Source organism: Janthinobacterium sp. GW460-12-1-14-LB5, assembly GCF_059423585.1.
Genome location: NZ_JBWKYD010000004.1, coordinates 1 through 24838 on the forward strand (window position 1 = coordinate 1; position 24838 = coordinate 24838).

Below are 24838 nucleotides of genomic sequence, written 5' to 3' on the forward strand. Positions count from 1 at the left end.
CGACAGTGACGCCAGTCAAACAATTTAATAAAAGATAATTCATTTATGTTTTAGAATTTACTTTGACTCAACTTGGTTGATTTTATTGAAATGCAAAATTCGAATTGGGTGCATATACAATAATTAATAAAAAATTATGTATCGATGCGGCAAGCAATAAACACGGTACTTGTGCCGATAAAAAGACAGCGAGCGGTTGTAATAACGGCCGGCGCATGGCTACGCCTGCCGCCAACCATAACGCGGCAACAATGTTCATTTCTTGAGGGAAAATAAAAACTGGCGCGAACGCGCCAGTGGGGGATGTGTCTCCAATCCGCGACACAGGCGCCGGAGAGGCGCCTGCGTCGGGATGGCTTACTTGAATGATTTACGCGGCGGCGATTTCGGACGCGGTGACGCGGGCTTGCGCTCCGTCGTGCCGTCGTCGAGGCTGATGCGCAGCTTCTGGCCCGAGACCACGACCGATTTCAGGTGGTCGAGGATTTCCGGCGGCATGCCTTCCGGCAAGTCCAGCACGCTGTAGTTGTCAAAGATATCGATGCGGCCGATATGCTTGGCTTCCAGGTTCGCTTCGTTGGCGATGGCGCCCACGATGTTGCTTGGCGTTACGGCGTGCTCACGGCCCACTTCGATGCGGTATGCCGTCACGCCCGGGCGTGGACGTTCCTTCTTCGGCGCGCGCGGCGCAGGTGCTGCCTCGCCCGCATCCGCTGGCGCGGACTTGGCGGCGAACGGCTTGCGCGGCGCGGCTGGCGGCGCCAGATCCGGCGCGTCGCCGTCGCGGCTGATGCGCAGCTGCTGGCCCGCTACCCACACGGTTTTCAGCTGGTCCAGCAATTCTTTCGGCATGCTGTCTGGCAAGTCCAGGACGCTGTAGTCGTCATAGATTTCGATGCGGCCGATGTTTTTCGAATCGATGCCCGCTTCGTTGGCGATGGCGCCCACGATATTGCCCGGTTTTACGCCATGCTGATGACCTACCTCAATACGGAAGGTCTGCATGCCGGCGTCGGCCGGGCGCTGGATGCGCTCTTTTTTCGGGAAGGCCGGGCGTTCGCTGCGCTCGTTACGGTCGAAGCGGTCGCCCCGTTCCGGACGGTCATTGCGTTCGAAGCGGTCTTGGCGCACAGGACGGTCATCTTGCCACGTGGCTTGCTCGCGCGCCTTGTTCTTGTCCAGCAGCAGCGGCACATTGCCACGTGCCATCTTCGCCAGGGCGGCGGCGATTTCGATGGCGGGAATGTTCTGTTCGCGCTCGAAATCTTCGATCAGCGACTGGAACTGCTCCAGCTCGCCCAGGGCCAGGGTTTCGCTGATCTGTTCCTTGAACTTGGCGATGCGCACGTCGTTGACGGCCTGGATGGTCGGCAGCTCCAGCATGCCGATCGGCTGGCGGGTCGAACGTTCGATGGCTTTGAGCAAGTTCTTTTCACGCGGGGTGATGAACAGGATCGCTTCGCCGCTGCGGCCGGCGCGGCCCGTGCGGCCGATGCGGTGGGTATAGCTTTCCGGATCGTGCGGCACGTCGTAGTTGACGACGTGGCTGATGCGCTCGACGTCCAGGCCGCGGGCGGCCACGTCGGTTGCCACGAGGATGTCGATCTTGCCGTCTTTCAACTGCTGAATCGTGCGCTCGCGCTGCGCTTGCTGGATGTCGCCATTGATGGCGGCTGCCGAGAAACCGCGTGCCTGCAGCTTGCTGGCCAGCTCTTCCGTGCCCAGCTTGGTGCGGGCGAAGATGATCATGCCGTCAAACGCTTCCGCTTCCAGGATGCGGGTCAAGGCGTCGAGCTTGTGCATGCCCGACACCAGCCAGTAGCGCTGGCGGATGTTGTCGGCCGTGCCCGTCTTGGCGGCAACCGTCACTTCGGCCGGGTTCACCAGGTAGGTGGTGGCGATGCGCTTGATGACGGAAGGCATGGTGGCCGAGAACAGCGCCGTTTGATGGCCTTCCGGGGTTTCTTTCAAGATACGTTCAACGTCGTCGATAAAGCCCATGCGCAGCATTTCATCGGCTTCGTCCAGCACCAGGGTTTTCAGCTTGGACAGGTCGAGCGAACCCTTGTCCAGGTGATCGATGACGCGGCCCGGGGTGCCGACGATGACGTGCACGCCGCGGCGCAGGGCCGACAGCTGCGGGCCGTAGCTTTGGCCGCCGTAGATCGGCAGCACGTGGAAGCCGGGAATGTGGGCGGCGTACACCTGGAACGCTTCGGCGACCTGGATGGCCAGTTCGCGCGTCGGTGCCAGGACCAGGGCTTGGGGTGAGCTTTGTTTCAGATCAATGCGCGACAGGATAGGCAAGGCGAAGGCGGCGGTCTTACCCGTGCCCGTTTGCGCCTGGCCCAGCACGTCGCGGTTAGCGAGCAATAATGGAATCGTGGCCGCCTGGATAGGCGACGGTGTTTCGTAACCGACATCCTTGAGCGCGCGAATCAGCGGCTCGCTCAGGTTAAGGTCGGAAAATAAGGAAATTGGTGTATCAGACATGAAATCACTCACAAGTTCGCTCGAATCGCCCAATGCGAAAGAGTGTATCTGCTAGTTTACTCTTTACTGGACCGTACCGGGTGGAACGAGGCGGCAGAACGCCATTTTTTGCATCCTAAAACGCAGAAAAATCGGCGATCCGCACGCAATTGGTGCAAAAACCAAGCAATATTATGTGTTTTGCAATAGATATGCCCGTTTTACAGGTGCGCCTCGATATTGCTTGCCGCATCGACCGAGTGGCGCAAGAACTCCAGCAAGTCCTCGTTCAGCCTGTCCTTGTGCGTCGTCGCCAGGCCATGCGGCGCGCCCGCATACACGAGCAATTTGCTGCCGATGATGAGCTCGGCAGTGCGCCGCGCCGAGGCGGCAATCGGCACGATCTGGTCGTCGTCGCCATGGATCACCAGGGTCGGCACGTCGAATTTGGCCAGGTCGCTTGTGAAATCCGTCTCGGAAAATTGCTTGATGCACAAATAGGATGCCGGCATGCCCGCCTGCATGCCTTGCAGCCAGAAATTCTCGCGCACGCCCTGCGACGGCTTCGCGCCGGGCCGGTTGTAGCCATAGAAGGCCTCGCTCAAGTCGAGGAAGAAGGCGCTGCGGTCAGCCTGCACGCCGGCGCGGATGGCGTCGAACGCGGATAGCGGCAAGCCCAGCGGGTTGTCGGCCGTTTGCAGCATCAGCGGCGGCACGGCGCCCACCAGCACGGCGCCGGCCAGGCGCTGCGTGCCATGGCGGCCGATGTAGCGCGCCACTTCGCCGCCGCCCGTCGAGTGACCCACCAGGGTAGCGCCCGCCAGGTCCAGCGCCTCGATCAGGGTAGCCAGGTCGTCGGCATAGGTATCCATGTCATTGCCCTCGAAGGGCTGGCTGGAGCGGCCATGGCCGCGCCGGTCGTGCGCGATGACGCGGTAGCCGCGCGCGGCGAGATAAAACATCTGGTCTTCCCAGGCGTCGGACGACAAAGGCCAGCCGTGGCTGAAGACGACGGGCGGGCCGCTGCCCCAGTCCTTGTAGTAGATCAAGGTGCCGTCGGCGGTACGCAGGGTATTGTTCGATTGCAAGTCAGGGCTAGTCATGGAACGCTCCTTGTCGGTGGACCAGCGGCCATTGTGGCCGCAACGGCGCGCGCGCGCCGCGCGCTACGCTGGAGCATTGCGGTAGAGTAAGATTGCCGCTGCTTTGCTTTCCCGTATTCACTTTTGGAGTTGTCATGCGTTTTCCCCTCGTCCTCGCCGCCAGCCTGTTCGGCACGGCTGCCCTCGCCCAACCACTCGTCGCCGAAGCGCCCTTGCGCGCCCATCTGTCCTTCCTGGCCGACGACTTGCTGGAAGGACGCGGCACGGGCCAGCGCGGTGGCGACCTTGCCGTGCGCTACCTGGAAACCCAGGCGGCCGTGGCCGGCCTGCAACCGTTGCCGGACGGCAGCTACCGCCAGGCGCTGACCATCGTCGGCAGCAAGGCATTGCCATCGAGCACGGTAACGTTCAGCGCGGGCGGCAAGACCTTGTCTCCCGCCTTCGGCAAGGACATCGTCTTTGGCGCGGCGAATGGCCAGCAGACAGTGGCGTTCGACGCCCCCGTGGTGTTTGCCGGTTACGGCATCCGCGCGCCCGAAGAGCAGTGGGACGATTTCAAGGGCGTTGATTTAAAAGGGAAACTGGTCATCATGATGGTCAACGACCCGCAGCCGACCGCCGCCGAGCCGCAGCGCTTTGCCGGCAAGTCGCTCACGTATTACGGCCGCTGGGTCTACAAGTACGAGGAAGCGCTGCGCCAGGGCGCCGCCGGGGTGCTGCTGATCCACACGACCGAGTCCGCTTCTTACCCATGGTCGGTGCCGGCCAACGGCTTCGGCCACGAGCGCTTCAGCCTGGCCGGCGCGGGCAATGCGATGGAAGGCTGGCTGCAGGAAGACATGGCGCGCGCCCTGTTCCAGCAAGCCGGGCAAGACCTGGACGCCTTGCGCGCGCAGGCGGAAACGCGCGACTTCCGCCCCGTGGCCCTGAACGCGACGGTCAAGGTGGCATTGAACAGCCAGATCCGCAGCATCGAGCAATTCAACGTGGCCGGCATCGTGCCGGGCACGGACCCGAAGCTGAAGGACGAAGCCGTCATTTACTCGGCCCACTGGGACCACCTGGGCAAGGATGACGAAGGCAGCGCCCGCGCAGGGCAAAGCGACCATATCTACAACGGCGCCATCGACAATGCCTCGGGCGCGGCGGCCCTGCTGGCCATGGCGCAAGTGGCCGTAAAACAGCCAGCGCGGCGCACGCAGATCTTCCTGTGGCCGGCCGGCGAGGAAACGGGCATGCTGGGCAGCACGGCCTACACGCGCAAGCCCCTGTGGCCGCTGGCGAAAACGGCCGCCGACCTGAATCTCGACAGCATGAATTTCGTCGGCAAGACGCGCGACATCGGCGTGGCCGGCGCCGAGCGCAGCAGCCTGTACGCGAGCGCCGCCAAAGTCGCCAAACGCATGGGTCTGCGCCTGGCGCCCACCATTCCCGACCTGTCCGGCGCGTTTTACCGGGCCGACCATTTTGCGTTTGCCAAGGCTGGCGTGCCCGCCTTCAACGTGGGCTCGGCCGTGTTTTCCGGCGACGGCTCGTTCGATTTCGTGAAGGAGCCGAAAGCGTCGGGCGAGCGCCTGGTGGCCTTTAAAAAGGATTACCACCAGGTAACGGATGAATACCACCCGTCGTGGGACTTGTCCGGCATGCTGCAGCAGGCGCAATTCACCCTGAACCTCGGCTATGAAGTGGCGAATGACAAGAACTTGCCGACGTGGAACAAGGGCGAGGCGTTTGGCAAAGTCAAACGCTAGGAGGGTAACAACGTTTTAACCCGCAAAGCAGAAAGGCTGGGGTCGGACCCTCAGGGTCCGCCCCCGGCATTTGCTATGGGGTTTGGTGATTCAAATGGCCATGATGCGTTTCAGGTCGACGAATGCCGTCTCATACAGGTGCTGGAACGCACCGATCATGACTTCTTCCACGCCTTCGGCCGCGTCGAACTCGCTCGACCATTCCGCCACGCAGGAAGCGCCGCCCGGTTCACCCGTGACGCGCAGGGTGGAACGGTAGTTCTTGACGGGGATCGGGCCCGAGACGATGGTGTAGCTGTAGCTCTTGTCCGCTTCGCTGTAGCTTTGCAGGCGTTCGGCGATGATGGCGCCGTCCGTGGTTTTCAGGCGGCGCACGCGGCCGCCATGTTCGGACAGGCTGGTCTTGATCGAGCTCGACCATTCATTCAGCGACTGGAAGCCGCCGATAAAATCCCACACGCGTTCGGCGCTTGCCGCCAATGTTACAGAAACAATTACTTGGGCCATCTTTAATTCGGTTCCTCATCCAGGTTTGCCGGGCGCCGCGCCCGGCCGGCCGGAGTTGCCCGGCACAGCCGCTATTTTAGCGCCCATGCGGCTTTGCTGCTGAGCAAACCATGGCAACCGGCCAGCCTGGGCTGGCTCTCTTACAGATTTTCCGCCAAGAAAATCAGGGAATTGCCGTGCGCGTGGGCGGCGGCGCGCTGCTGGTAGCTGTCGCGGTGGGTGCAGTTGAAACCGTGCTCGGCGCCCGGGTAGATATGGATTTCCACGTCTTGCCGGTCTTCGAAGCGCTCGGCGATCTTTTGCACGGCTTGCGGCGGAATATGGCTGTCCTGGCCGCCGAAATGCATGAGCAGCGGCACCTTGATTTGGTCGGCCAGGTCCAGCTTGTTCTGGATGCCGCCGCCGTAATAGGCGATGGCGGCGTCGACCAGGCCGGCCGCGGCCGTCTGGAACGACAAGCGGCCGCCGAAGCAGTAGCCGACCGAGGCCAGCTTGCCCGTCACTTCCGGACGCGCGCGCAGGACGGCGACGGTGGCGGCGATATCGGCATCGGCGTGCGGATTGTCGGTGGCCTGCATCAGTTCGACGGCGCGCTTCCAGCCCTCCGCGTCATAGCCCAGCTCGATGTGCGCGCCGGCGCGCCAGAACAGGTCGGGCACCAGCACCACGTAGCCATCGGCCGCGTACTGGTCGGCCACGGCGCGGATGTGCTCGTTGACGCCGAAAATTTCCTGCAACAGGATGATGGCAGGGCCCTTGCCCACGTGCGGCACGGCCAGGTAAGCCTGGAAGCTGCCGTCCGGGCCGGCGATATCGATCCACTGCGAAGTTGTGCTCATAGAAACTCCAGTCTGAGGTTGGGGGAAATGCCACAGCCAGGCATGTTACTGGTTTTTCCCCCTTTCTGCGCCCACCCTTTGTTCTGGCTCAATACATCTCGCGCAGGTAAATCACGGGACCCGATTTGAAGACGCCGAAGACGACGGTGCCCACCGTGCTGGGCAAGTACGTAATGCCGGGCACGGAAACATCGACGCTGCCCGTCTTGCCCCCGCCGGGCGCCGCCAGGATCAGGCGTCTATTCGGCGGCAAGACGCCCTTGTCGACCGTATAAGTAATAGTAGTGCCAGCGGGGAATGCAAAGTCCTTGCACACCAGGGTTTTCTTGCAATTGGCAAACACCACCAGCGTGTTGTCGAACACACTGATGCTGTCCAGCAGGCTGGTGACCCAGGTCTTGCCGTCCCAGTACTGCGTCTGCACGGCCAGCCGCACGGGATAGCGCTCGGAACCGTAGTCATGCGGCACCATCAGGCGGCCGGTGAGCACGGTCAATTGCGCTTCCTGGCCATCGGCCGGCGCCGAGCTCACATTCCCGGCAGCCGGATAGGCATACGTCGTGCGCAACAGCAGACCCGTCGGCGAGGCCAGTGCTTTCGTCTCCTTGGGCACGGCGTAGGCGGCGGGGAAGCTGTAGGCGATGGGGCGCGTGGCGACGCCATTGCTGAAACTGGTGACGGGGACGCCAGTCACGGCCGCAGGTGCTTTTGCCCCATCCGTCAGCGTGCTGCCCGATGGCGCCGTGGGCGGATAACTGTTCTTTCCCGTGGCCGCGTCATACGGTAGCAGCGTCACTTGCGTTTTGTTGATGTCGTCATTCCTGGCGTCGAAATTCTTGGTATCCACGCCACCGGAGTTCTGGGCGCGGATGGTCAGATCGAAGGGCTGGCGCGAATACACGGCGCGGTTGCCTGAGCAGGCGAGCGGCGCGCTGCACGGGAAAGGAAACTCCGTCTTCGCCCCCCCCGGGAGATCCACTTGCTTGATGACCAGTTCCGTCACGAAATGATGCGGGTAAAAGAGCACGGGGTCGCTGGCGCCCGGCGACGTCAGGCTGCTGCCCAGATAACCGTTTTGCAGCGCAGCCGTGAAGTTGATCTTGCCCACTTCGGGCCAGACCAGCGGCGGCGCCGTGATGACGCCCCCTTTTTTCACAAAATCGAGATCGCCGCCAACTTCCGGATTGGCTACGCCTGTATAGAGCGGCGCCAGCAGGATACGATTGAGCACGACTTTTTGCACGGCGACACCGCTTTCGTTGCCAAAGTTCTTGGTCACGGCACCGAGCGCGTTGACGGCCGATAACGTGATGGTCGCACCGGGCGTCAAGGGTGCGGCGGGCAGGCCCGCGCGCTGCGTCGGCGCCAGCCGCGTGAACAGAAATTTCGCTGGCGCCACGATGACCGTGCCGCTGCCGCTCATGTCCAGGCCGCTATCGCTGCCGCTTTTCGGATTGTAGGCAGCCGTCAGGACCAGCGCTCCCGCATCGGCATACAGCATGTTCGGCTTGGCCACGCCATTGGCGCCGAAGGTTACCGTCACCTTGGTGCTCGACCCGGCGCAGCTGCTCTGGTCGTTGGCCGCCAGGGCGACATAGCTATTTGTGGCGCTGTCAAAGATGCGCGCTGGCAATGTCCCCTTATCCGGATTGCTGTACGCGCAACTGAGGGTCAAGTCCTTCTTCTGGCCGCCGAACATGGGCACGCAAACGTCCCGATTGCCGGACGAGGTCTGCAAGGCGCTGATTTCCAGTTCGCCCGCTTCTTCCGCGTAGCGCGGAATGCCGCTCACCTGGAAGCCGCTGGAGAGAAAGCTGATCTGGCAATTGCTCGTATTGCCGCCGCTCTTGCACACCAGCGCCCCCGTCGTGGCGGGCGTGCTGACCAGGCTCAGCGTGGCGATGCCCACCGTGGTCTGGCGCACCGCGACATTGGCGTTGACGCCGCTGGTATCAATCTGCGTCGGCACGCCGCCCGGGCTGACGGTGACGCTGGGGCTGGGACTACCCTTGTAGACCGCGCTGCAGCTGGCATCGGCGCAGGCCGTCACTTTCACCGTGGGTACCTGGCAAGTAAGCGCCGTCAGCGGGTGGTCTATCTGGAAATGGTGCAGTCCGCTCGGCGTACCGGGTCCGCACTTCGGCCCCATCGGCTCATTGAAAGCCCAGCCGCTGTTGTTCGTCACGCAGCTGCACGGGTTCGACGGCGTATAGGCCTTGCAAGTGATGGTTTGCTGCACCCGGCCCTGCCATCCCAGGGTGATGTGGTCGACCTTGGCGTTGCCCGTGATGTAGGCGTTGGACGAGTCGAGCGTGACTTCGCCGGCATCGACATTGCCCTTGATGCCATTGCCGGAAGCGATCGACAAAGAATTGCTGGCCTCCACGTCGCCCGTAACGAGCAGGCCCGATGCCTTCAAGTCGATCGTCGGCGATTTCAGGTTGCCCGTCACCTGGCTGCCGGAACCGATGGTCAGCGAGGTGGTCGCCGTGATATCGCCCTGGATGCGGGTACTGGCGGGCAGGATAGTGACGACGGTACCGCTGATCGGACCGTTGATGACGGAACCGGAGGCGATTTCCACCGGGCCCTTGGCGCTGATCTTGCCCGTCACCGTGACGTTGTTCGAGCCCATCTTGATGGTCGTGGCGGAAATATTCGCCGTAATCGTCTGTTCCTGCGCGCCCATGAGGAAAGTGCCGCCCTCGGCCGTCAAGTTCCCGCCCGTCACATTCAGGTTCGATGGCTTGATGTCCTTGATGTCGAGATTGCCCTTGATCGTCAGCGCGGCATTGCCGCTCATCGTCAAGCCCTGGTTGTAGCTCATCGCCAGGGAACTGTTGACCGTCACGGCATACGCGCTGCCGATGACGATGACGTCGGTAGAGCCCAGCGCCAGCGAGGCGCACGTGTATTGCGCGCCATTGATGGTACAGCCGGCAACATTGCCGCCATTAAAATTGAGCGTGGCCGCATGGGCAAGGGATGTGCCCAGCAAGCATGTCAGGGCAACAAGAAAATGGAATAGGCGCACGATGTCCTGGGGTCTGATGTGTGGGAAGCCAGCCGGCGCGTGGATATTTCCATGCTAATCTACGTCCCCGCTGTTGTTGCATTATGGCAGTATTTATCCCCCTCGCGCATATCGCATGATCAAGCAAAGTCCCAAAGAATTCCCCCTGCGCACCGTCGACATCATCGTCTATCCCGGCTTCAAGGCGCTCGAAGCCATCGGCGCCATGAAAGTGTTTGACTACGCCAACACCCATTTGCGCCTGCGCAATCTGCCCGGCGGCTACGACGTGCGCATCGTATCGACGGCCATCGGCCCGGTCGAGTCGGACACGCTGATGTCGCTGCACGCCAGCAAGGCGCTCGATGCGCACCGCCTGCCCGACCTGGCCGTCATCGTCGGCTGCCACCACGTCGAGCAAGTCTTGCAAGACATTCCCGCCCTCGCCGCCTGGGTGGCCGAGGCGGCGCCGCGCATCGATACGCTGGCGGCCCTGTGCACGGGCTGCTTCTTCCTGGCCGAGGCCGGTGTGCTCGACGGCAAGAGCGCGGCCACGCACTGGAGCGCCGTGGACAGCCTGCGCCAGCGCTATCCTTTGATACAGGTCAATGCCGATGCGATTTTCGTGCGGGAAGGCAAATTCTGGACGTCGGCCGGCGTGACGGCCGGCATCGACCTGGCGCTGGCCCTGGTGGAAGACGATTTCAGCCGCGATATCGCGCTGGAAGTGGCGCGCGACCTGGTCGTGTATCTGAAGCGGCCGGGCGGCCAGTCGCAGTTCTCCGTGCACCTGTCGAGCCAGATGACGACGCATCCCACCATCCGTCAGTTGCAGGGCTGGATCATGGAACACCTGGCCGACGAGCTTACGGTGCCGCTGCTGGCGGCCAGGCTGGCCATGAGCGAGCGCAATTTTACGCGCGTGTTCCAGCGCGAAACGGGCGCCAGCCCCACGGAATTCATCGAAACGGCCCGCTTCGAAGTGGCGCGCCGTTTGCTGGAAGACAATGTATCTTCCTTAAAACAGGTGGCCGTGCAGGCGGGCTTGCACAGCGAGGAAAGGCTGCGCCGCCTGTTTCAAAAGAAGCTCGCCATCACGCCGCGCGACTACCGCGAGCGCTTTTCCAGCACGGCGCGCTAGGCGCAGCGAAGGTCCGCGAGACTCAGCGCAACTTGCCGTGACGCACGTGGCGCGTGGCCAGTTGGCGGCTCTGCCGGGCCAGCGGCGTAAACATCAGCGCACACAGCAGGTAGGTGGCCAGCAGCGCCAGCCAGATGGCGGGCGTGGCGAGGTTGGCGGCATTGCTCCACCACAAGGCCAGCAGGGAAGACAGGGCCGCGCCGAGGAAGACGGGCAACATGCGGCGCAGGGTCGCGAGGTAGGCAGTGGCAAACATGAACGGCTCCCAAAGCAAGGCGGTATGTCTTCACACTAGCAGGGGCAGGCAGCGAAGTACAGCCTGCCGCCCTGCCCCGTCCGTCAAGTGTTGCGCAATGAGTACATCCGATAAAATTAGTACAACACGACGGAACGGATCGATTCACCGCTCTTCATCAGGTCGAAACCTTCGTTGATGCGTTCGAGCGGCAGGCGGTGCGTGATCAGATCGTCAATGTTGAGCTTGCCTTCCATATACCAGTCGACGATTTTCGGCACATCCGTGCGCCCGCGCGCGCCGCCGAAGGCCGAACCGCGCCATTCGCGTCCCGTCACCAGCTGGAATGGACGGGTGGAAATTTCCTGGCCGGCCGCCGCCACCCCGATGATGAACGATTTGCCCCAGCCCTTGTGCGTGCATTCGAGCGCCTGGCGCATCAAGTTGGTGTTGCCGACGCATTCGAAACTGTAGTCGGCGCCGCCGTCCGTCAGCTGCACGATGGCGTCGACGACGTTTTCCACCTCGTTCGGGTTAATAAAATGCGTCATGCCGAACTTGCGCGCGATGGCCTGGCGCGCCGGGTTGATGTCGATGCCGATGATTTTATCGGCGCCGACCATCTTCGCCGCCTGGATCACGTTCAGGCCGATGCCGCCCAGGCCGAACACGGCCACGTTGGCGCCCGCCTCGACCTTGGCCGAGAACAGCACGGCGCCCACGCCCGTCGTCACGCCGCAGCCGATGTAGCAGACTTTATCGAACGGTGCGTCTTCGCGGATCTTCGCCAGGGCGATTTCCGGCACGACGATGTAATTGGAAAAGGTGGACGTGCCCATGTAGTGGAACAGCGGCTGGCCGTTCAGCGAAAAGCGGCTGGTGGCGTCCGGCATCAGGCCGCGGCCCTGCGTGGAGCGGATGGCCTGGCACAAGTTCGTCTTTTGCGACAGGCAGAACTTGCACTGGCGGCATTCCGGCGTGTACAGGGGAATGACGTGGTCATCCTTTTTCAGGGTCGTCACGCCCGGGCCCACGTCGACGACGACGCCGGCGCCTTCATGGCCGAGGATGGCGGGGAAGAGGCCTTCCGGATCGGCGCCGGACAAGGTGTAGTAATCGGTATGGCAAATGCCCGTGGCTTTCAGTTCGACCAGCACTTCGCCGGCGCGCGGGCCGGCCAGGTCGACTTCTTCGATGGTCAGCGGGGCGCCCGCCTTCCAGGCAATCGCGGCTTTGGTTTTCATGGGGTGTCTTCCTGCTCGGTTTCAGATGCGCCATTATCTGACAGCAACGGACGTGACGGCGCGGCTGGCGCGGCGCTTGTCTGAAAACGCGGCGCATTTGTCCGATGCCGCCGCACGTTTGCGCCAGCTCAATCTTCGCCCCTTCAAGAGGCGCATTCTTGGCACGCACCACAGCACTATTGAGCAGCGATTGCCGCGTTTCCGCAGGAGACTGACATGCGCCATTACCTTTCCCGCTTTCCGCTGCCCTGGCTGGCCCTGCTGCTGGCCTGCTGCCTGGCCCTGCTGTCCTCCTGTGGCGGCGGCCATCACCACCCTGCGCCCGGCGCCACCACGGGCAGCCTGACAGTCACCATCGGCGGCTTGCCGGCCGGCGTGGCGGGCGCCGTCACCGTCACGGGGCCCGCGTCGTACAGCAAGACGCTGACGGCCACCACCACGCTCACCGGCCTGGCGCCCGGCGCCTACGCCATCAATGCCGCCAGCGTGGCGCAGGGCACGGGAACCCTGGCGCCCACGCCCGTCACGCAGCAGGTGCAGGTGAATGCGGGGGCCACGGCCAGCGCCAGCGTCAGCTATGCAGCCACGGCACCGCTGGCCCTGGCCCTGCAAGAGGTGGCCAGCGGCTTGAGCACGCCCATCTTCCTCACGGCGCCGCCCGGCGACAGCCGCCTTTTCATTGTCGAGCGCCCCGGCCGCATCCGCGTGGTGCAGAACGGCAGCCTGCTGGCCACGCCCTTCCTCGACATCAGCCCCCTCACCACCACCAGCGGCGAACGGGGCTTGCTGTCGCTGGCCTTCCATCCGCAATACGCGAGCAATGGCTATTTCTTCATTTATTACACCAACCTGGCCGGCGATATCGTCATCGAGCGCCGGCAAGTGTCGGCCGGCAACGCCAACGTGGCCGATCCCCTGTCCGCCCTGACCATCCTCACGATTGCCCACCCCACGTTCAGCAACCACTATGGCGGCTTGCTCAGCTTTGGCCCGGACGGCTACCTGTATGCAGGCACGGGCGACGGCGGCAGCGCGGGCGATCCGCCCGGCAATGCGCAAAACACGCAGGTGCTGCTGGGCAAGCTGCTGCGCCTGGACGTCAACGCCAGCACGGTAGCCCAGCCGTACGCCATTCCACCCGGCAATCCATTTGCCACGGCAGGGGGGCGCCCTGAAATCTGGGCCTACGGCTTGCGCAACCCGTGGCGCTACGCCTTCGACGTGCCGGCCCAGCTGCTGTATATCGCCGACGTGGGCCAGGCCAATTGGGAAGAGGTCGACGTGCGTCCCGTGGGCCAGGCGGGCAACAATTATGGCTGGAACATCATGGAAGGATTGCATTGCTACAACAGCGCCAGCTGCAACCAGGCGGGGCTGGTTTTGCCCGCCATCGAATATGGCCACGATGCGGCTGGCGGCTGCTCGATCACGGGCGGCTATGTGTACCGCGGCACGGCCCTGCCGGAACTGGCGGGACAGTACCTGTATTCCGACTACTGCAGCGGCTGGCTGAAAAGTTTCAGCTACAGCAATGGCACGGCCTCGGCCGTGACGGACTGGGGCATCAACAACGTGGGCAATATCCTGTCGTTCGGCCAGGATGCGCAAAACGAGCTGTACATGCTGAGCGGCACGGGCAAGGTGTACCGGATTGCACGCAAATAAGCGTGCGCAAGCAGGCATGACGGCGCACGGCTGGGAGCGTTTTTCGACGGGTCGCGGGGAACCGGCTAGAATTGAATTTTCGCCGCGCCCCTGCGCCCCAGCCCAAGAGAACACCATGGCCCGTTTGAAACTTGAATTTCCTGAAGACCAGTACTGCTATTCCTCGCAACTGACGGTACGCACGACGGACATCAACGCCGGCAATCATCTCGGCAACGATTCCATGATTTCCATGATTTCCGAGGCGCGCGCCCGCTTCCTGTTCGAATATGGCGTGCGCGACATCGAAGCGGACGGTACCGGCATCATCGTCACCGACCTGGCCACCACCTACCGCGCCGAAGCCCATGCGCGCGACCAGCTGCTGTTCGAAGTGGGCGTCATGGATTTCAACAAGTATGGCGGCGACATCACCTTCCGCATCACGCGCCCCCGCGACAACACCCTGATCGCCATGGCCAAGTCCGGTTTTGTGTTTTTCAACTATAAGCTCAGCCAGGTCGTGCCCATGGCGGAAGATTTCGGCAGCAAGTTCCCCCAGGTGAACTGGATCGATTAAAGGGGAAATTAAGCGGGTCGCTTGCCGCCATGCTGTATGCTTGCCAGGAAGATATTAAACCTGGAGCGGCATGCAATCAGCGAAAACGGCAAGACTGTGCCTGGCCCTGGCGTTGCTGGGCGTGTGGCAGGCCGTCCTGGCCGCGCCGCAAACCGTCATCCTGTACGGCGACGACGACTATGCGCCGTACAGCTATGTGGAAAACGGCGTCTTCAAGGGCATGTACATCGATATCCTGCGCCTGGCGGCCAGTTCGATGCCCGGTTACCGGCTGGAATTGCAGCCGCGCCCCTGGAAACGGGGGCTCGATGCGCTGGAAAAGGGCCAGGTTTTCGGCCTGTTTCCACCCGGACGCAAAACGGAACGGCCGTACGTGCAACCGTACTCGGCCATGCTGCACCGCGAATCGGTGGTGCTGTTTTGCCATGACGCCGTCATGCGCACGCCGCGCACGCGCTTCCCCGCCGACTTTGCCGGCCTGACCATCGGCGTCAACACGGGTTTTTTACTGTCGGAAAAATTGATGGCGCCGGCCCGCGAAGGACTGCTGCGCCTGGAAGCGGCCAAGGGCAATGAAGCCAATCTGAAAAAACTGGCCTTGCGGCGCATCGATTGCTACGCCAGCGACCGCGGCGCGGCACGCCACACGGCGCGCCAGCTGCAAGGCGAACTGGACAGCTACGGCTTTGAATTGCACGAAGTGCTGGAACTGTCGTCCGAAGCCACCTATATCGCCTACAGCGCGCGCAATACGCCCGCCTACAAGGCCGATTTCATCGAGAAGATGAATGCCGCCATTCTGGCGCTGCGCCAGAACGGCCAGCTGGCGCGCATCGAACAGGCTTATTTGCGCTGATTACCTGCTTTGCTTACCTGCACTTCGCGCGGCGGCAAGGTCATGGCGGACTTGCCGCGCCCGGAATGGGCCGGAATCGCCGGCCGCCCTCCCGGCTGGCATGCTTATTTGCGTGCCGGACGCTTCACTTGCGTGCCGAACGTGCTCGAGAACCAGTCATCGATCATCTGTTTCTCGTAGCGCAGCTTGTCGCCGCTGGAATAACGGTTGATGCGCGTCAGATAGGACATATCGGACAGGGCAGCGTCGGCGCTGCCGATGACCTTGCCATCCTGCTCCAGCACATAATGCAGGCGCATGCGCGGCCAATCGGCCTGGCCGGTCATCACGCGGAAATCCTGCAGGGAGCGCATGGCGGGATTTTCACGGCCAGCCATGTCCAGGTCCGTCACGTCGATCTTCAGGTTCAGTCCAGGCTTGAGCGACTCGCCCAATTTCTCGAAATGCGCAGCCAGGTCCTTGAGCACCTTGTCACGCTCCGTCTGATCGAAAGACAAGTCCGTGAATTGTTCCGGCTTGGTGAAATGAACTTCCGTGCCCGCCCAGGCGGCACTGCTCGCCAGCAAGGCCAGACCAGCAATGAAGGTACGCGTCGTTTTCGTTTTCATGATGAGTCCTTTCAAGAATGTTGATGGCGCTCGGGCCACTTTTTACGTTCTAATATAGCGCGATGCGTTTCATTCTAAAGGGAAACTAATACATTGTTACTTTTCTTGCACCGCGTAACGAACAGGGGGTTCGCCCACAGACTTTTTTTACAGATTCATTGGCAATATTAATTAAAACAAAGTATTGTCTTGAAAATATAGTTGCCTAAGCGATAAAGTATGGATGATGTTGCCAACATAAATTTAAAATATCTTTTTGACATTTATGTTGCATGATTTTAGTCAATTGTTCTTGCTTATTGTTAATACTTAGCTGTCGGTCTACAATCGACAAAATGCGCCCGAAAAACGCGCAACGCCGGTAGTGGCGCACAGGAATTCCTGGCGCGGGCGTTTCAGCATTGCGTCAGTTATGCCTTTTAGCGGAACTCGCCCCTATGTCATTTTTGTCTTCAGCATCGCCCAAGTTACCTCCCTGGAAAGTCCTGCTCGTCGATGATGAACCCGACATCCACGACATCACCAAACTGACGCTGAGCCGTTTCCGCCTCGAAGGCCGCGCCCTGAGCTTCGTGCACGCGTATAGCGGCGCCGAGGCCAAGCAGGTGCTGGCGCGCGAGGAGGGCATCGCGCTGGTGTTTCTCGACGTGGTGATGGAACGCGAAGACAGCGGCCTGGAAGTGGCGCGCTGGATGCGCGAAGACCTGGGCAACCAGTTTACGCGCATCGTGCTGCGCACGGGACAGCCGGGCCAGGCGCCGGAAGAGCGCGTGATCGTCAACTACGACATCAACGACTACAAGGAAAAGACGGAACTGGACCGCACCAAGCTGTTCACCACCACCTTTGCCGCCCTGCGCGCCTACCGCGACATCATGAAGGTGGAAGAGGCGCGCCAGGCCCAGCTCCATTACCGCGAAGGCCTGGAGCGCGTCATCGCCGCCTCGGCGCACATTTTCAAGCAGCGCAACCTGCGCGACTTCGCCAGCGGCCTGCTGCAGCAAGTCGTCGCCCTGCTGCGCCTGGAAACAAGCATGCTGCTGCGCCTGCGCGGCGCCAGCGCCATCACGGGCGAGCAGGACTATGAAATCCTCGCGCAGATCGGCGACCTGGACGCCGACGGCGGCATGCTCAGCCCTTCCCTGCTGTCGCAGCTCGATCACGCCAAGAGCAACAAGATTTCTCGCCTGCATGGCGACACCTATGTCGGCTATTTCCCGAACAGCAGCGGCAAGGCATCCTTGCTGGTATTGAAGGGCGTGGAAGAGATTTCCGACCTCGACGCGCAATTGCTGGAAGTGTTCTGCTCGGGCGTGGCCATCGCCTTCGACAACATCCTGCTGACGCAGGAAATCACCGATACCCAGGCCGAACTGATCCTGCGCCTGGGCGACGTGGTCGAATCGCGCTCGCACGAAGGGGGCAACCACGTGCGCCGCATGGCCGAAGTGTGCCAGCTGCTGGCGCAGGCGTCCGGCATGTCGGAAGAAGAAACCATGGTGCTGCGCCACGCGGCCCCCATGCATGACATCGGCAAGATTTCCACGCCCGACGCCGTGCTGCTGAAACCGGGCAAGCTCGACGCGGCCGAATGGGAAATCATGAAGCAGCATCCGACGGTGGGCATGTCCATCCTCGACGGCTCGCAGCGCCCGCTCTTGAAGGCGGCCGCCGTGATCGCCCACCAGCACCATGAAAAATACGACGGCAGCGGCTATCCGCAAGGCCTGGTCGGCGAAAACATCCACAAATACGCGCGCATCGCCGCCGTCGCCGACGTCTTCGACGCCCTCATGCACAAACGCTGCTACAAGGACGCCTGGCCCCTGGAGCGCGTGGTCAGCTACCTGCGCGAAGTGAGCGGCAGCCACCTCGATCCGCAATATGTGGAGTTGCTGATTGCGAACCTCGATGCAGCGCTTGCGTTAAATCAACGTTTCCCGGATTAGGCTCCAGATTTAACCCAAGAACAAATACCGGGGTCAGACCCTGAGGGTCTGACCCCCTAAGCAATACGCACACCGGCAAATCACGCTGCGGCCCAAGACCCCAACTTGGGCATTCCGGGCCAAGCGGACCTGAAAAATGTCGAGGGCAAGGCGCGGCGACGCAGACAGTACGCATGTACGGCAAGGAGCCGCAACGCCGCCATCGGCATTTTCTCAGGCCCGCGTCTCCGGCCCACCGTTTTCAAGTTTCAAATTTCAAGCACTCTTCGGCTCCAGCGGGAAACGGATCTTGTAATGCAATCCCATCCCCGGCGCACTGACCACCTTCACCGTCCCGCCCAGCGGCCCCGTCACCAGGTTATACAGAATATGCGCCCCCAGGCCGCTGCCGCCGGAACCGCGCTTGGTCGTGAAGAAGGGGTCGAACAGCTGGCCCAGGGTGGCGCTATCCATGCCCATGCCGTCGTCGCTGTAGTCAAGTTCCAGCATGTCGCCTGCCGTCCGCACGCTGATCTTGATCTTGCCCGGCTCGCCTTCGACAAAACCATGCACGAGTGAATTGACCACCATGTTCGTGACGATCTGCGAAACGGCGCCCGGATAGCTGCGCAGCTGCACCTCGGGCGCGCAATCGATCTCGACCTTGATCGGCTTGCCCTTGAGCTTTGGTTGCAATGAAAGCAATATTTCATCGAGGTATTTGCGCAAGTTAAAACTGCGCAATTCGTCCGAAGACTGGTCGACGGCCACCTGCTTGAAGCTGCGCACCAGCGCCGCGGCGCGCTGCGTGTTCGTCGTCATGATGCGCAAGGTCTGGTCGATGATGTCGAAAAATTGCCGCAAGCCATCTTCATCGAGCTGGCCGCCTTCCAGGTCTTCGCGCGTGAGCTTCAATTCCTGCACCAGGTGGCTGGTGGCCGTCACGCATATGCCCAGCGGCGTATTGATTTCATGCGCCACGCCCGCCACCAGCCGGCCCAGCGAGGCCAGCTTTTCCTGGCGCACCAGTTCCGACTGCGCTTCCTGCAAGGCGTTCAGGGCGCTGTTCAGGGCCGCATTCTGCTCTTCCAGCGCTTCCTTGGCGCGGCGCATGGCGCTGTCGGCCTGGATGCGCGCCATCGCCACGGCCACGTGGCTGGCCATGAAGGCCAGCACGTCCAGTTCCGCCTGGCCATACACGACGGACGTGTCATAGCTTTGCACGATGATCACGCCATATTTGCGGTCGCCCAGCAGCATGGGCGCGCCCATCCAGCTGGCGATGCTGGTATTGCCCAGCGGCTCTTCCATTTCGCCGCTGGCCACCAGCGCCGCATAGCTGCCGGCATCGAGCAGACACGCCTGGCGGCGCGCCAGCACATAGGAACTCATGCCGATGCCGTAATGAAAGCGTTTTACGGGCGCCTGCGCATCCTTTTCATCGACGAAATACGGAATCGTGATGTCCTTGTTGTCCGGGTGATACAGGGCGATCAGGAAATTCTTCGCCGTCACCAGCTCGCTGATGATGGCGTGCAGGCGCGTATACAGGGTGGTGGCGTCGGCCGCCTGCGCCGACAGGTTGGCGATTTCATACAGCGCATGCTGCAGGTTTTCCGCGCGGCGGCGCTCGGCCACCTCGTGCGCCAGCAGGGCCGTGCGCTCCTGCACCGCCTTTTCCAGCCGGTCCATGCTTTGCATGCCCTGCAGGGCGCTCGACACGTGCGTGGCGATCAGCGCGAACAGGGCCTGGTCTTCCAGGCTGAAGCGGTGCTGCGCGTCGTAGCTCTGGATGACGATGGCACCGAGTACCTGGTGCTGCTGGTCCAGCAGCGGACAGCCGATCCAGTGCTCGGCCGCCGTGCCGCCGCCCCAGGCGCCGCCGCCGATGGCGCGCATGGCGTCGTCGTCGGCCGTCATCACCAGTTGCTTGCGGTTGACGATGACCCAGGCCGTGGGCGACTGCGCGGCGCTGGCCAGGCGCACGCCCTCGTCCGGGTCGGGCGCGGCGTCGAATTCGTCGACAAAATACGGAAAGCGCACGAGGCCGTCGTCGCGGTCGCTGAGCGCCACGTAAAAGTTGGCCGCATACATGATGCGCCCCAGCGCCGCATGCACCGCCTGCAGGAATTCGCTGATATCGCTGCAGGTGCTCGAGCGCTGCCCGATTTCCAGCAACACGGTTTGAACGGCTTCCAGGCGGCTGAGACGGCTTTCCATGGGTTACTATGTACCTTGTGCAAGTATATGTTCTGAAAATCAATATTATCAGTTCAGTCCCGCCTTGGCACGGCATAAAACGCAGAATCTTGCCTTGAGGTGGAGCAACACACGCCACGCGCGCATTTGCCACCTTGGCGATACAGTGGCAGACTAGGCCCCTTCCTACAGACCAGACCGTCCTCATGACCGCCACGCTACGCGCCTCGCTTCGCCCCTACACCCTCGCCGGCCTGCTGGCCTTTGCCGCGCTGGGCATGCCGCCCCTGTGCGCCGCGCCAGCCAAGGCGCCGACGGCGGAAACGGCCGATGGCGGACGCTATTTCGGCCCCCTCGTCGCGGGCAAGATGCATGGCCAGGGCCGGCTCGAATACGCGAGCGGCGCGTTTTACGAAGGGGGCTTCGCGCGCGGCGTGTTTTCCGGCCAGGGCAAGCTGCGCCAGGCGTCCGGCGTCGAATACACGGGCGCCTTCCGCCAGGGCGCCTTCGACGGCATCGGCCGCTACACCTCGCCCAAGGGCGAGATTTACACAGGCAGCTTCGTCAACGGCAGCTTCGAGGGGCAAGGCCGTTTCCAGGGCGCCGATGGCGCCACCTTCGAAGGCCATTTCCAGCACTGGCGCCCGCACGGCGCCGGCAAGCTGACCGACACGGACGGCACCGTCTTCGAAGGCGACTTCGTCCAGGGCCAGGTGCAGGGCAAGGCGAAAGTCACCACCAGCGACGGCATCCACTACGAAGGCGAACTGAAAGACTGGAAATTCGAAGGCGAAGGCGTGCTGCGCACGGCCGACGGCGACGAATACCGGGGCGGCTTCAAGAATGGCCAGTTCGACGGCAAGGGCGTGCTGCGCTACGCCGTGGCGCAGGCGGACGGCCGGCGCGAAGACAGCGGCAACTGGACAGAAGGCCAGCTGGACGACCCGGCCGCAGACAAGCTCACGCGCGACAATATCGAACTGGCCCTGTACAACCAGCGCACCCTGCTCGACGGCGCCCTGGCCCGCATCGCGCCGCGCGATGCAACGAAAAAGATCAATCTCTACCTGCTGGGCGTGGCCGGCGACGGCGCACAGGAAGTATTTCACCGCGAAACGGCCTTCGTGCAGCGCCAGTTCGACCGCGATTACGGCACCGTGGGCCGCTCCTTGATGCTGGTCAATAGCCGCAACACGGTGGCGCAGCAGCCGATGGCGACCTTGACCAGCCTGCGCGCCAGCCTCGACAGCCTCGGTACAAAGATGGACAAGCAGAACGACATCCTGTTTTTATTCCTCACCAGCCACGGCTCGCCCGAGCACGAACTGGCGCTGGCGCAAAACGGCATGGACTTGCACAGCCTGCCCGCGCAAGAGCTGGCCACCATGCTCAAGCACAGCGGCATCCGCTGGAAGGTCATCGTGATCTCGGCCTGCTATGCGGGCGGCTTCATTGCACCATTAAAAGATGACAATACCCTCATCATCACGGCCGCGCGCAGCGACCGCACCTCGTTCGGCTGCGACGACCAGAACGATTTTACGTATTTCAGCGAAGCGTATTTCAAGGAAGCCTTGCCCAAGAGTACCGGCTTTGCCGAAGCCTTCGACAAGGCCAAGGTGCTGGTGCAGGCGCGCGAGGAGGCCGATTTCCTCGAAGGCGGCATGGAGGCGGAAGAGCATTCCGAACCGCAGCTGTTCCAGGGCAAGGCGATTGCCGCGCAGTTGAAGGCGTGGCGCGCCCAGCCACGCTAAGCGCTACTTTCTGTACAATAGCCGTCACCATGCGTAAATTCTTCCTCATTTTGCTGCTGTTCGTGCTTCCGCTCCAGATGTCCTGGGCCGCGGCGAGCGCGTATTGCCTGCACGAGGAAGGCAAGGCGGCCCAGCACCTGGGCCACCACAGCCACCAGCACAAGGCCGATGCGGACAAAAAACCCGCCGGCGATAAAGCTGAGCAGCAGAAAAAAGGCCAGCCGCACAGCGATTGCAACGTCTGCCACGGCATCGGCCACGCATGGCTGCCGGCCGGCTCCAGCCTGCCCGTCGGCGACATGACTTCCGTCAATGCGGACACGTCCCCCTTCTTTTACGCTTCCCACATCCCGGACGCTCCCAAGCGCCCTGACTGGTCGTCGGCCACCTAGGCCGACGGGACGTTACTTTCACTGATCGCAATATGCGGGCCTGACTAAAGAAGGCGCCAGCCTGCGCGTCCCGTCGAATTCTTTTTCCATTCCCTGGAGAATTCGATGTACCGAATCATCTTGTTATTTTCCGCTGGCCTGCTGGCCGGCAACTTTGCGCACGCGCAAACACCTGAAGAACCCGCCGCGCCCCTGACCCTGCCCGCCGCCCTGCTGCTGGCCGAAAGCGGCAACGCCACCCTGTCGGCCGCCCGCCATGAACTGGCGGCCCAGGGCGGCGCCCTGCAGCAGGCGCGCGCGCTGCCCAATCCGGAACTGCAAACGGTGCTGGAAGACACGCGGCGCGCCACGCGCAGCACCACCGTGCAGCTGAACCAGCTCATAGAACTGGGCGGCAAACGGGGCGCGCGTACAGCCGCAGCCCAGCGCGGCGAAGACCTGGCGCAAGCGGGCCTTGCACTGCAGCAAGCCGACACGCGCGCGCAAGTCACGTCCGCCTTCGTCGACGTGCTGGCGGCGCAGGAAGGCTTGCGCCTGGCTGACAGCGCGCAAGCGCTGGCCGCGCGCGCCAGCGACATCACGGCGCGCCGGGTGACAGCCGGCAAGGCCTCCCCCGTCGAGGAAACCCGCGCCAGGGTCGCCGAAGCGAGCGTGCGGCTGGAGCTGAACCTGGCCCGCAGCACGCTGGCTGGCGCCCGCAAGCGCCTGGCCGCCCTGTGGGGCAATGCCGCGCCCCGCTTTAGCGTGGCCGAAGGCCGCCTGGAAACCTTGCCGCAGTTGCCGCCAGGCAGCGAACTGGCGGCACGGCTGGAGCAAGCCCCGGCCGTGCGCCAGGCCCGCAGCGCGCTTGCCCAGCGGCAAGCCATGCTGGACGTGGAACAGCGGCGCGCCACGCCCGACGTCACGCTCAGCATCGGCATGAAGCGCTCGGAAGAGCTGGGCCGCAACCAGGCCATCATCGGCCTGGCCCTGCCGCTGCCCCTGTTCGACCGCAATGCGGGCAACAAACTGGACGCCTTGCGCCGCAGCGACAAGGCCAGCGACGAGCTGGCCGCCGCCCGCATCGCCGTGCAGACGGCCGTGGGCGCCGCCAGCGAACGGCTGGCCACGGCCCGGCTCGACGTGGAAAGCTTACGCCAGGACATCTTGCCCGGCGCCCAGAGCGCCTACGACGCGGCCAGCAAGGGCTTTGAGTTCGGCAAGTTCGCCTTCCTCGACGTGCTCGATGCCCAACGCACCTTGCTGCAAGCCAAAAACCAATACCTGCGCGCGCTGACGGAAGCGCAGCATGCCGCCGCCGAGATCGAGCGCCTGCTTGGCGCCTCTGCTTCCCTGTAAGGAATCCCTGATGAATATCACACTCAACAAAAAGCAGGCGATCGCCATCGCCTCCATCGCGGCCGCCGGCATCGTGCTCGCTACCCTCATCCTCGGCACGGGCAATTCCAAGACCGCGCCGCCCGCCGCCGCCAAGGTGGAAGCCCATGCTGAAAAGAAAGACGAACACGGCCACGAGGAAGTGGAAGGCCGGCTGGAATTGACGGCTGCGCAAAGCAAGGCAGCCGGCGTCGTCATCGCCACGGCCGCGCCCGGCCGCATCAAGACGACGGTCGCCCTGCCCGGCGAAATCCGTTTCAACGAAGACCGCACGGCCCACGTCGTGCCCCGCCTGGCCGGCGTGGTGGAAGCCGTGCAGGCCGACCTGGGCCAGCTGGTGAAAAAGGGGCAAGTGCTGGCCGTCATCGCCAGCACGGAACTGTCGGAACAGCGCAGCGCACTGCTGTCGGCGCAGCGGCGGCTATCGCTGGCCCGCTCCACGTATGAGCGCGAAGAAAAACTGTGGCGCGAGAAAATTTCGGCGGAGCAAGATTATCTGCAGGCCCAGCAAGCGTGGCGCGAGGCGGAAATCGCCGTGCAGAACGCGCAGCAAAAGCTCAGCGCGCTGGGCGCCAGCGGCGCTGCCAAGGGGCCGCTGAACCGCTACGACATCCGCGCGCCGTTCGACGGCATGGTGCTGGAAAAACACATCACCCTGGGCGAAGCCGTCAAGGAAGACGCGAACATCTTCGTCATTTCCGACCTGTCGACCGTGTGGGCGGAAATCGCCGTGCCGGCGAAAGACCTGGCCACCGTGCGCATGGGAGGCAAGGCGGAGGTGAAAGCCAGCGCGTTTGACGCCAGCGCGCAAGGCACGATCACCTATGTGGGCGCGCTGCTGGGCGAGCAGACACGTACGGCGAAAGCTCGCATCAGCTTGCAGAACCCGGACATGGCCTGGCGCCCGGGCCTGTTCGTCAGTGTGGAAGTGGTGTCCGGCGAAGCGGACGCGCCCGTCACCGTGCACAGCACGGCCATCCAGACGGTGGAAGACAAGCCCGTCGTCTTCGTGCAAATCAAGGATGGCTACCAGGCCACGCCCGTGGTGCTGGGCCGCAGCGATGGCAGCTTGACGCACATCAAGCAGGGCCTGGCCGCCGGCACGCCGTACGCGGCGCAAGGCAGTTTTGTCCTGAAGTCCGAGCTGGGCAAAGACTCCGCCGGCCACGAACATTGATCACGTCAAAGCTAAGGA

General features: G+C 62.9%; 19 protein-coding genes. 10 read left to right on the forward strand and 9 right to left on the reverse strand.

All coding sequences use genetic code 11. From position 1 onward, the window contains the following. Positions 1–357: 357 nt before the first annotated feature. Together AC07X6_RS04635 and AC07X6_RS04640 are read right to left on the reverse strand one after the other, a co-directional pair. The gene (locus AC07X6_RS04635) at positions 358–2493 is read right to left on the reverse strand and encodes a DEAD/DEAH box helicase (protein WP_494790240.1); all 2136 of its coding nucleotides are present in this window, start codon (positions 2491–2493) and stop codon (positions 358–360) included. Positions 2494–2693: 200 nt separating this feature from the next. Beyond that, positions 2694–3575: an alpha/beta fold hydrolase gene (locus tag AC07X6_RS04640; RefSeq protein WP_494790241.1), complete on the reverse strand. Its 882-nt coding sequence runs from the start codon at positions 3573–3575 to the stop codon at positions 2694–2696. Positions 3576–3709: 134 nt separating this feature from the next. On the opposite strand from AC07X6_RS04640, the gene AC07X6_RS04645 reads away from it, so the two are divergent. Beyond that, positions 3710–5326 carry a M28 family peptidase gene (locus AC07X6_RS04645; protein ID WP_494790242.1) on the forward strand — a complete coding sequence of 539 codons (1617 nt, stop codon included), beginning with the start codon at positions 3710–3712 and terminating at the stop codon, positions 5324–5326. A 90-nt stretch (positions 5327–5416) separates the two neighbouring features. Here the strand turns inward: AC07X6_RS04645 and AC07X6_RS04650 are convergent, their stop codons facing one another. From AC07X6_RS04650 to AC07X6_RS04660, 3 genes are all read right to left on the reverse strand, one after another. Continuing rightward, entirely contained in the window at positions 5417–5833 is a 417-nt protein-coding gene (locus AC07X6_RS04650; protein WP_474294468.1) for an SRPBCC family protein, read from the reverse strand. A 140-nt stretch (positions 5834–5973) separates the two neighbouring features. Then, positions 5974–6672: a dienelactone hydrolase family protein gene (locus AC07X6_RS04655; protein WP_494790243.1), complete on the reverse strand. Its 699-nt coding sequence runs from the start codon at positions 6670–6672 to the stop codon at positions 5974–5976. 88 nt (positions 6673–6760) lie between these two features. After that, positions 6761–9670: a DUF6701 domain-containing protein gene (locus tag AC07X6_RS04660; RefSeq protein WP_494790244.1), complete on the reverse strand. Its 2910-nt coding sequence runs from the start codon at positions 9668–9670 to the stop codon at positions 6761–6763. Between the two features lie 151 nt (positions 9671–9821). On the opposite strand from AC07X6_RS04660, the gene AC07X6_RS04665 reads away from it, so the two are divergent. After that, positions 9822–10826, forward strand: a complete 1005-nt coding sequence (locus tag AC07X6_RS04665; RefSeq protein ID WP_230541379.1) for a GlxA family transcriptional regulator — start codon at positions 9822–9824, stop codon at positions 10824–10826. A gap of 22 nt (positions 10827–10848) precedes the next feature. Here the strand turns inward: AC07X6_RS04665 and AC07X6_RS04670 are convergent, their stop codons facing one another. Both AC07X6_RS04670 and AC07X6_RS04675 read right to left on the reverse strand, forming a co-directional pair. Beyond that, entirely contained in the window at positions 10849–11082 is a 234-nt protein-coding gene (locus AC07X6_RS04670) for a hypothetical protein (protein WP_494790245.1), read from the reverse strand. Between the two features lie 116 nt (positions 11083–11198). After that, positions 11199–12305, reverse strand: a complete 1107-nt coding sequence (locus tag AC07X6_RS04675; protein WP_230541377.1) for an S-(hydroxymethyl)glutathione dehydrogenase/class III alcohol dehydrogenase — start codon at positions 12303–12305, stop codon at positions 11199–11201. A 216-nt stretch (positions 12306–12521) separates the two neighbouring features. Between AC07X6_RS04675 and AC07X6_RS04680 the strand changes: the two genes are divergently transcribed. The 3 genes from AC07X6_RS04680 to AC07X6_RS04690 all read left to right on the forward strand — a co-directional run bounded on the left by AC07X6_RS04680 (position 12522) and on the right by AC07X6_RS04690 (position 15385). Then, the gene (locus tag AC07X6_RS04680; protein ID WP_494790246.1) at positions 12522–13970 is read left to right on the forward strand and encodes a PQQ-dependent sugar dehydrogenase; all 1449 of its coding nucleotides are present in this window, start codon (positions 12522–12524) and stop codon (positions 13968–13970) included. A 115-nt stretch (positions 13971–14085) separates the two neighbouring features. After that, positions 14086–14529 carry a thioesterase family protein gene (locus tag AC07X6_RS04685; protein ID WP_034784316.1) on the forward strand — a complete coding sequence of 148 codons (444 nt, stop codon included), beginning with the start codon at positions 14086–14088 and terminating at the stop codon, positions 14527–14529. 70 nt (positions 14530–14599) lie between these two features. Then, a complete protein-coding gene (locus AC07X6_RS04690) occupies positions 14600–15385 on the forward strand; it encodes a substrate-binding periplasmic protein (protein WP_474294458.1) in 786 nt (261 codons plus the stop codon). 104 nt (positions 15386–15489) lie between these two features. Here AC07X6_RS04690 and AC07X6_RS04695 read toward each other — a convergent pair whose 3' ends face one another. Continuing rightward, positions 15490–15993: a DUF3016 domain-containing protein gene (locus AC07X6_RS04695; RefSeq protein ID WP_494790247.1), complete on the reverse strand. Its 504-nt coding sequence runs from the start codon at positions 15991–15993 to the stop codon at positions 15490–15492. Between the two features lie 437 nt (positions 15994–16430). Here AC07X6_RS04695 and AC07X6_RS04700 point away from each other — a divergent pair, with 437 nt between their 5' ends. Continuing rightward, positions 16431–17942 carry a DUF3369 domain-containing protein gene (locus AC07X6_RS04700; protein WP_494790248.1) on the forward strand — a complete coding sequence of 504 codons (1512 nt, stop codon included), beginning with the start codon at positions 16431–16433 and terminating at the stop codon, positions 17940–17942. A 255-nt stretch (positions 17943–18197) separates the two neighbouring features. Here AC07X6_RS04700 and AC07X6_RS04705 read toward each other — a convergent pair whose 3' ends face one another. Beyond that, positions 18198–20141 (reverse strand): GAF domain-containing sensor histidine kinase, encoded by a 1944-nt coding sequence (locus AC07X6_RS04705; RefSeq protein WP_494790249.1) that lies wholly within the window; start codon positions 20139–20141, stop codon positions 18198–18200. A gap of 185 nt (positions 20142–20326) precedes the next feature. Here AC07X6_RS04705 and AC07X6_RS04710 point away from each other — a divergent pair, with 185 nt between their 5' ends. From AC07X6_RS04710 to AC07X6_RS04725, 4 genes are all read left to right on the forward strand, one after another. Continuing rightward, positions 20327–21874: a C13 family peptidase gene (locus AC07X6_RS04710; RefSeq protein WP_494790250.1), complete on the forward strand. Its 1548-nt coding sequence runs from the start codon at positions 20327–20329 to the stop codon at positions 21872–21874. 29 nt (positions 21875–21903) lie between these two features. After that, positions 21904–22266, forward strand: coding sequence for a cation efflux protein, CzcI family (gene czcI, locus AC07X6_RS04715; protein WP_230541370.1), 363 nt, complete (start codon positions 21904–21906; stop codon positions 22264–22266). A gap of 105 nt (positions 22267–22371) precedes the next feature. Next, positions 22372–23604, forward strand: a complete 1233-nt coding sequence (locus AC07X6_RS04720) for a TolC family protein (RefSeq protein WP_494790251.1) — start codon at positions 22372–22374, stop codon at positions 23602–23604. Between the two features lie 10 nt (positions 23605–23614). Beyond that, complete coding sequence (locus AC07X6_RS04725) at positions 23615–24820, forward strand: efflux RND transporter periplasmic adaptor subunit (protein WP_494790252.1); 1206 nt, start codon at positions 23615–23617, stop codon at positions 24818–24820. Positions 24821–24838 lie beyond the last annotated feature (18 nt).

Coding starts and splice junctions, on each gene's coding strand:
- AC07X6_RS04635 (WP_494790240.1), bottom strand. CDS start 2,493: ATGTCTGATACACCAATTTCCTTATTTTCCGACCTTAACCTGAGCGAG.
- AC07X6_RS04640 (WP_494790241.1), bottom strand. CDS start 3,575: ATGACTAGCCCTGACTTGCAATCGAACAATACCCTGCGTACCGCCGAC.
- AC07X6_RS04645 (WP_494790242.1), top strand. CDS start 3,710: ATGCGTTTTCCCCTCGTCCTCGCCGCCAGCCTGTTCGGCACGGCTGCC.
- AC07X6_RS04650 (WP_474294468.1), bottom strand. CDS start 5,833: ATGGCCCAAGTAATTGTTTCTGTAACATTGGCGGCAAGCGCCGAACGC.
- AC07X6_RS04655 (WP_494790243.1), bottom strand. CDS start 6,672: ATGAGCACAACTTCGCAGTGGATCGATATCGCCGGCCCGGACGGCAGC.
- AC07X6_RS04665 (WP_230541379.1), top strand. CDS start 9,822: ATGATCAAGCAAAGTCCCAAAGAATTCCCCCTGCGCACCGTCGACATC.
- AC07X6_RS04670 (WP_494790245.1), bottom strand. CDS start 11,082: ATGTTTGCCACTGCCTACCTCGCGACCCTGCGCCGCATGTTGCCCGTC.
- AC07X6_RS04675 (WP_230541377.1), bottom strand. CDS start 12,305: ATGAAAACCAAAGCCGCGATTGCCTGGAAGGCGGGCGCCCCGCTGACC.
- AC07X6_RS04680 (WP_494790246.1), top strand. CDS start 12,522: ATGCGCCATTACCTTTCCCGCTTTCCGCTGCCCTGGCTGGCCCTGCTG.
- AC07X6_RS04685 (WP_034784316.1), top strand. CDS start 14,086: ATGGCCCGTTTGAAACTTGAATTTCCTGAAGACCAGTACTGCTATTCC.
- AC07X6_RS04690 (WP_474294458.1), top strand. CDS start 14,600: ATGCAATCAGCGAAAACGGCAAGACTGTGCCTGGCCCTGGCGTTGCTG.
- AC07X6_RS04695 (WP_494790247.1), bottom strand. CDS start 15,993: ATGAAAACGAAAACGACGCGTACCTTCATTGCTGGTCTGGCCTTGCTG.
- AC07X6_RS04700 (WP_494790248.1), top strand. CDS start 16,431: ATGTCATTTTTGTCTTCAGCATCGCCCAAGTTACCTCCCTGGAAAGTC.
- AC07X6_RS04705 (WP_494790249.1), bottom strand. CDS start 20,141: ATGGAAAGCCGTCTCAGCCGCCTGGAAGCCGTTCAAACCGTGTTGCTG.
- AC07X6_RS04710 (WP_494790250.1), top strand. CDS start 20,327: ATGACCGCCACGCTACGCGCCTCGCTTCGCCCCTACACCCTCGCCGGC.
- czcI (WP_230541370.1), top strand. CDS start 21,904: ATGCGTAAATTCTTCCTCATTTTGCTGCTGTTCGTGCTTCCGCTCCAG.
- AC07X6_RS04720 (WP_494790251.1), top strand. CDS start 22,372: ATGTACCGAATCATCTTGTTATTTTCCGCTGGCCTGCTGGCCGGCAAC.
- AC07X6_RS04725 (WP_494790252.1), top strand. CDS start 23,615: ATGAATATCACACTCAACAAAAAGCAGGCGATCGCCATCGCCTCCATC.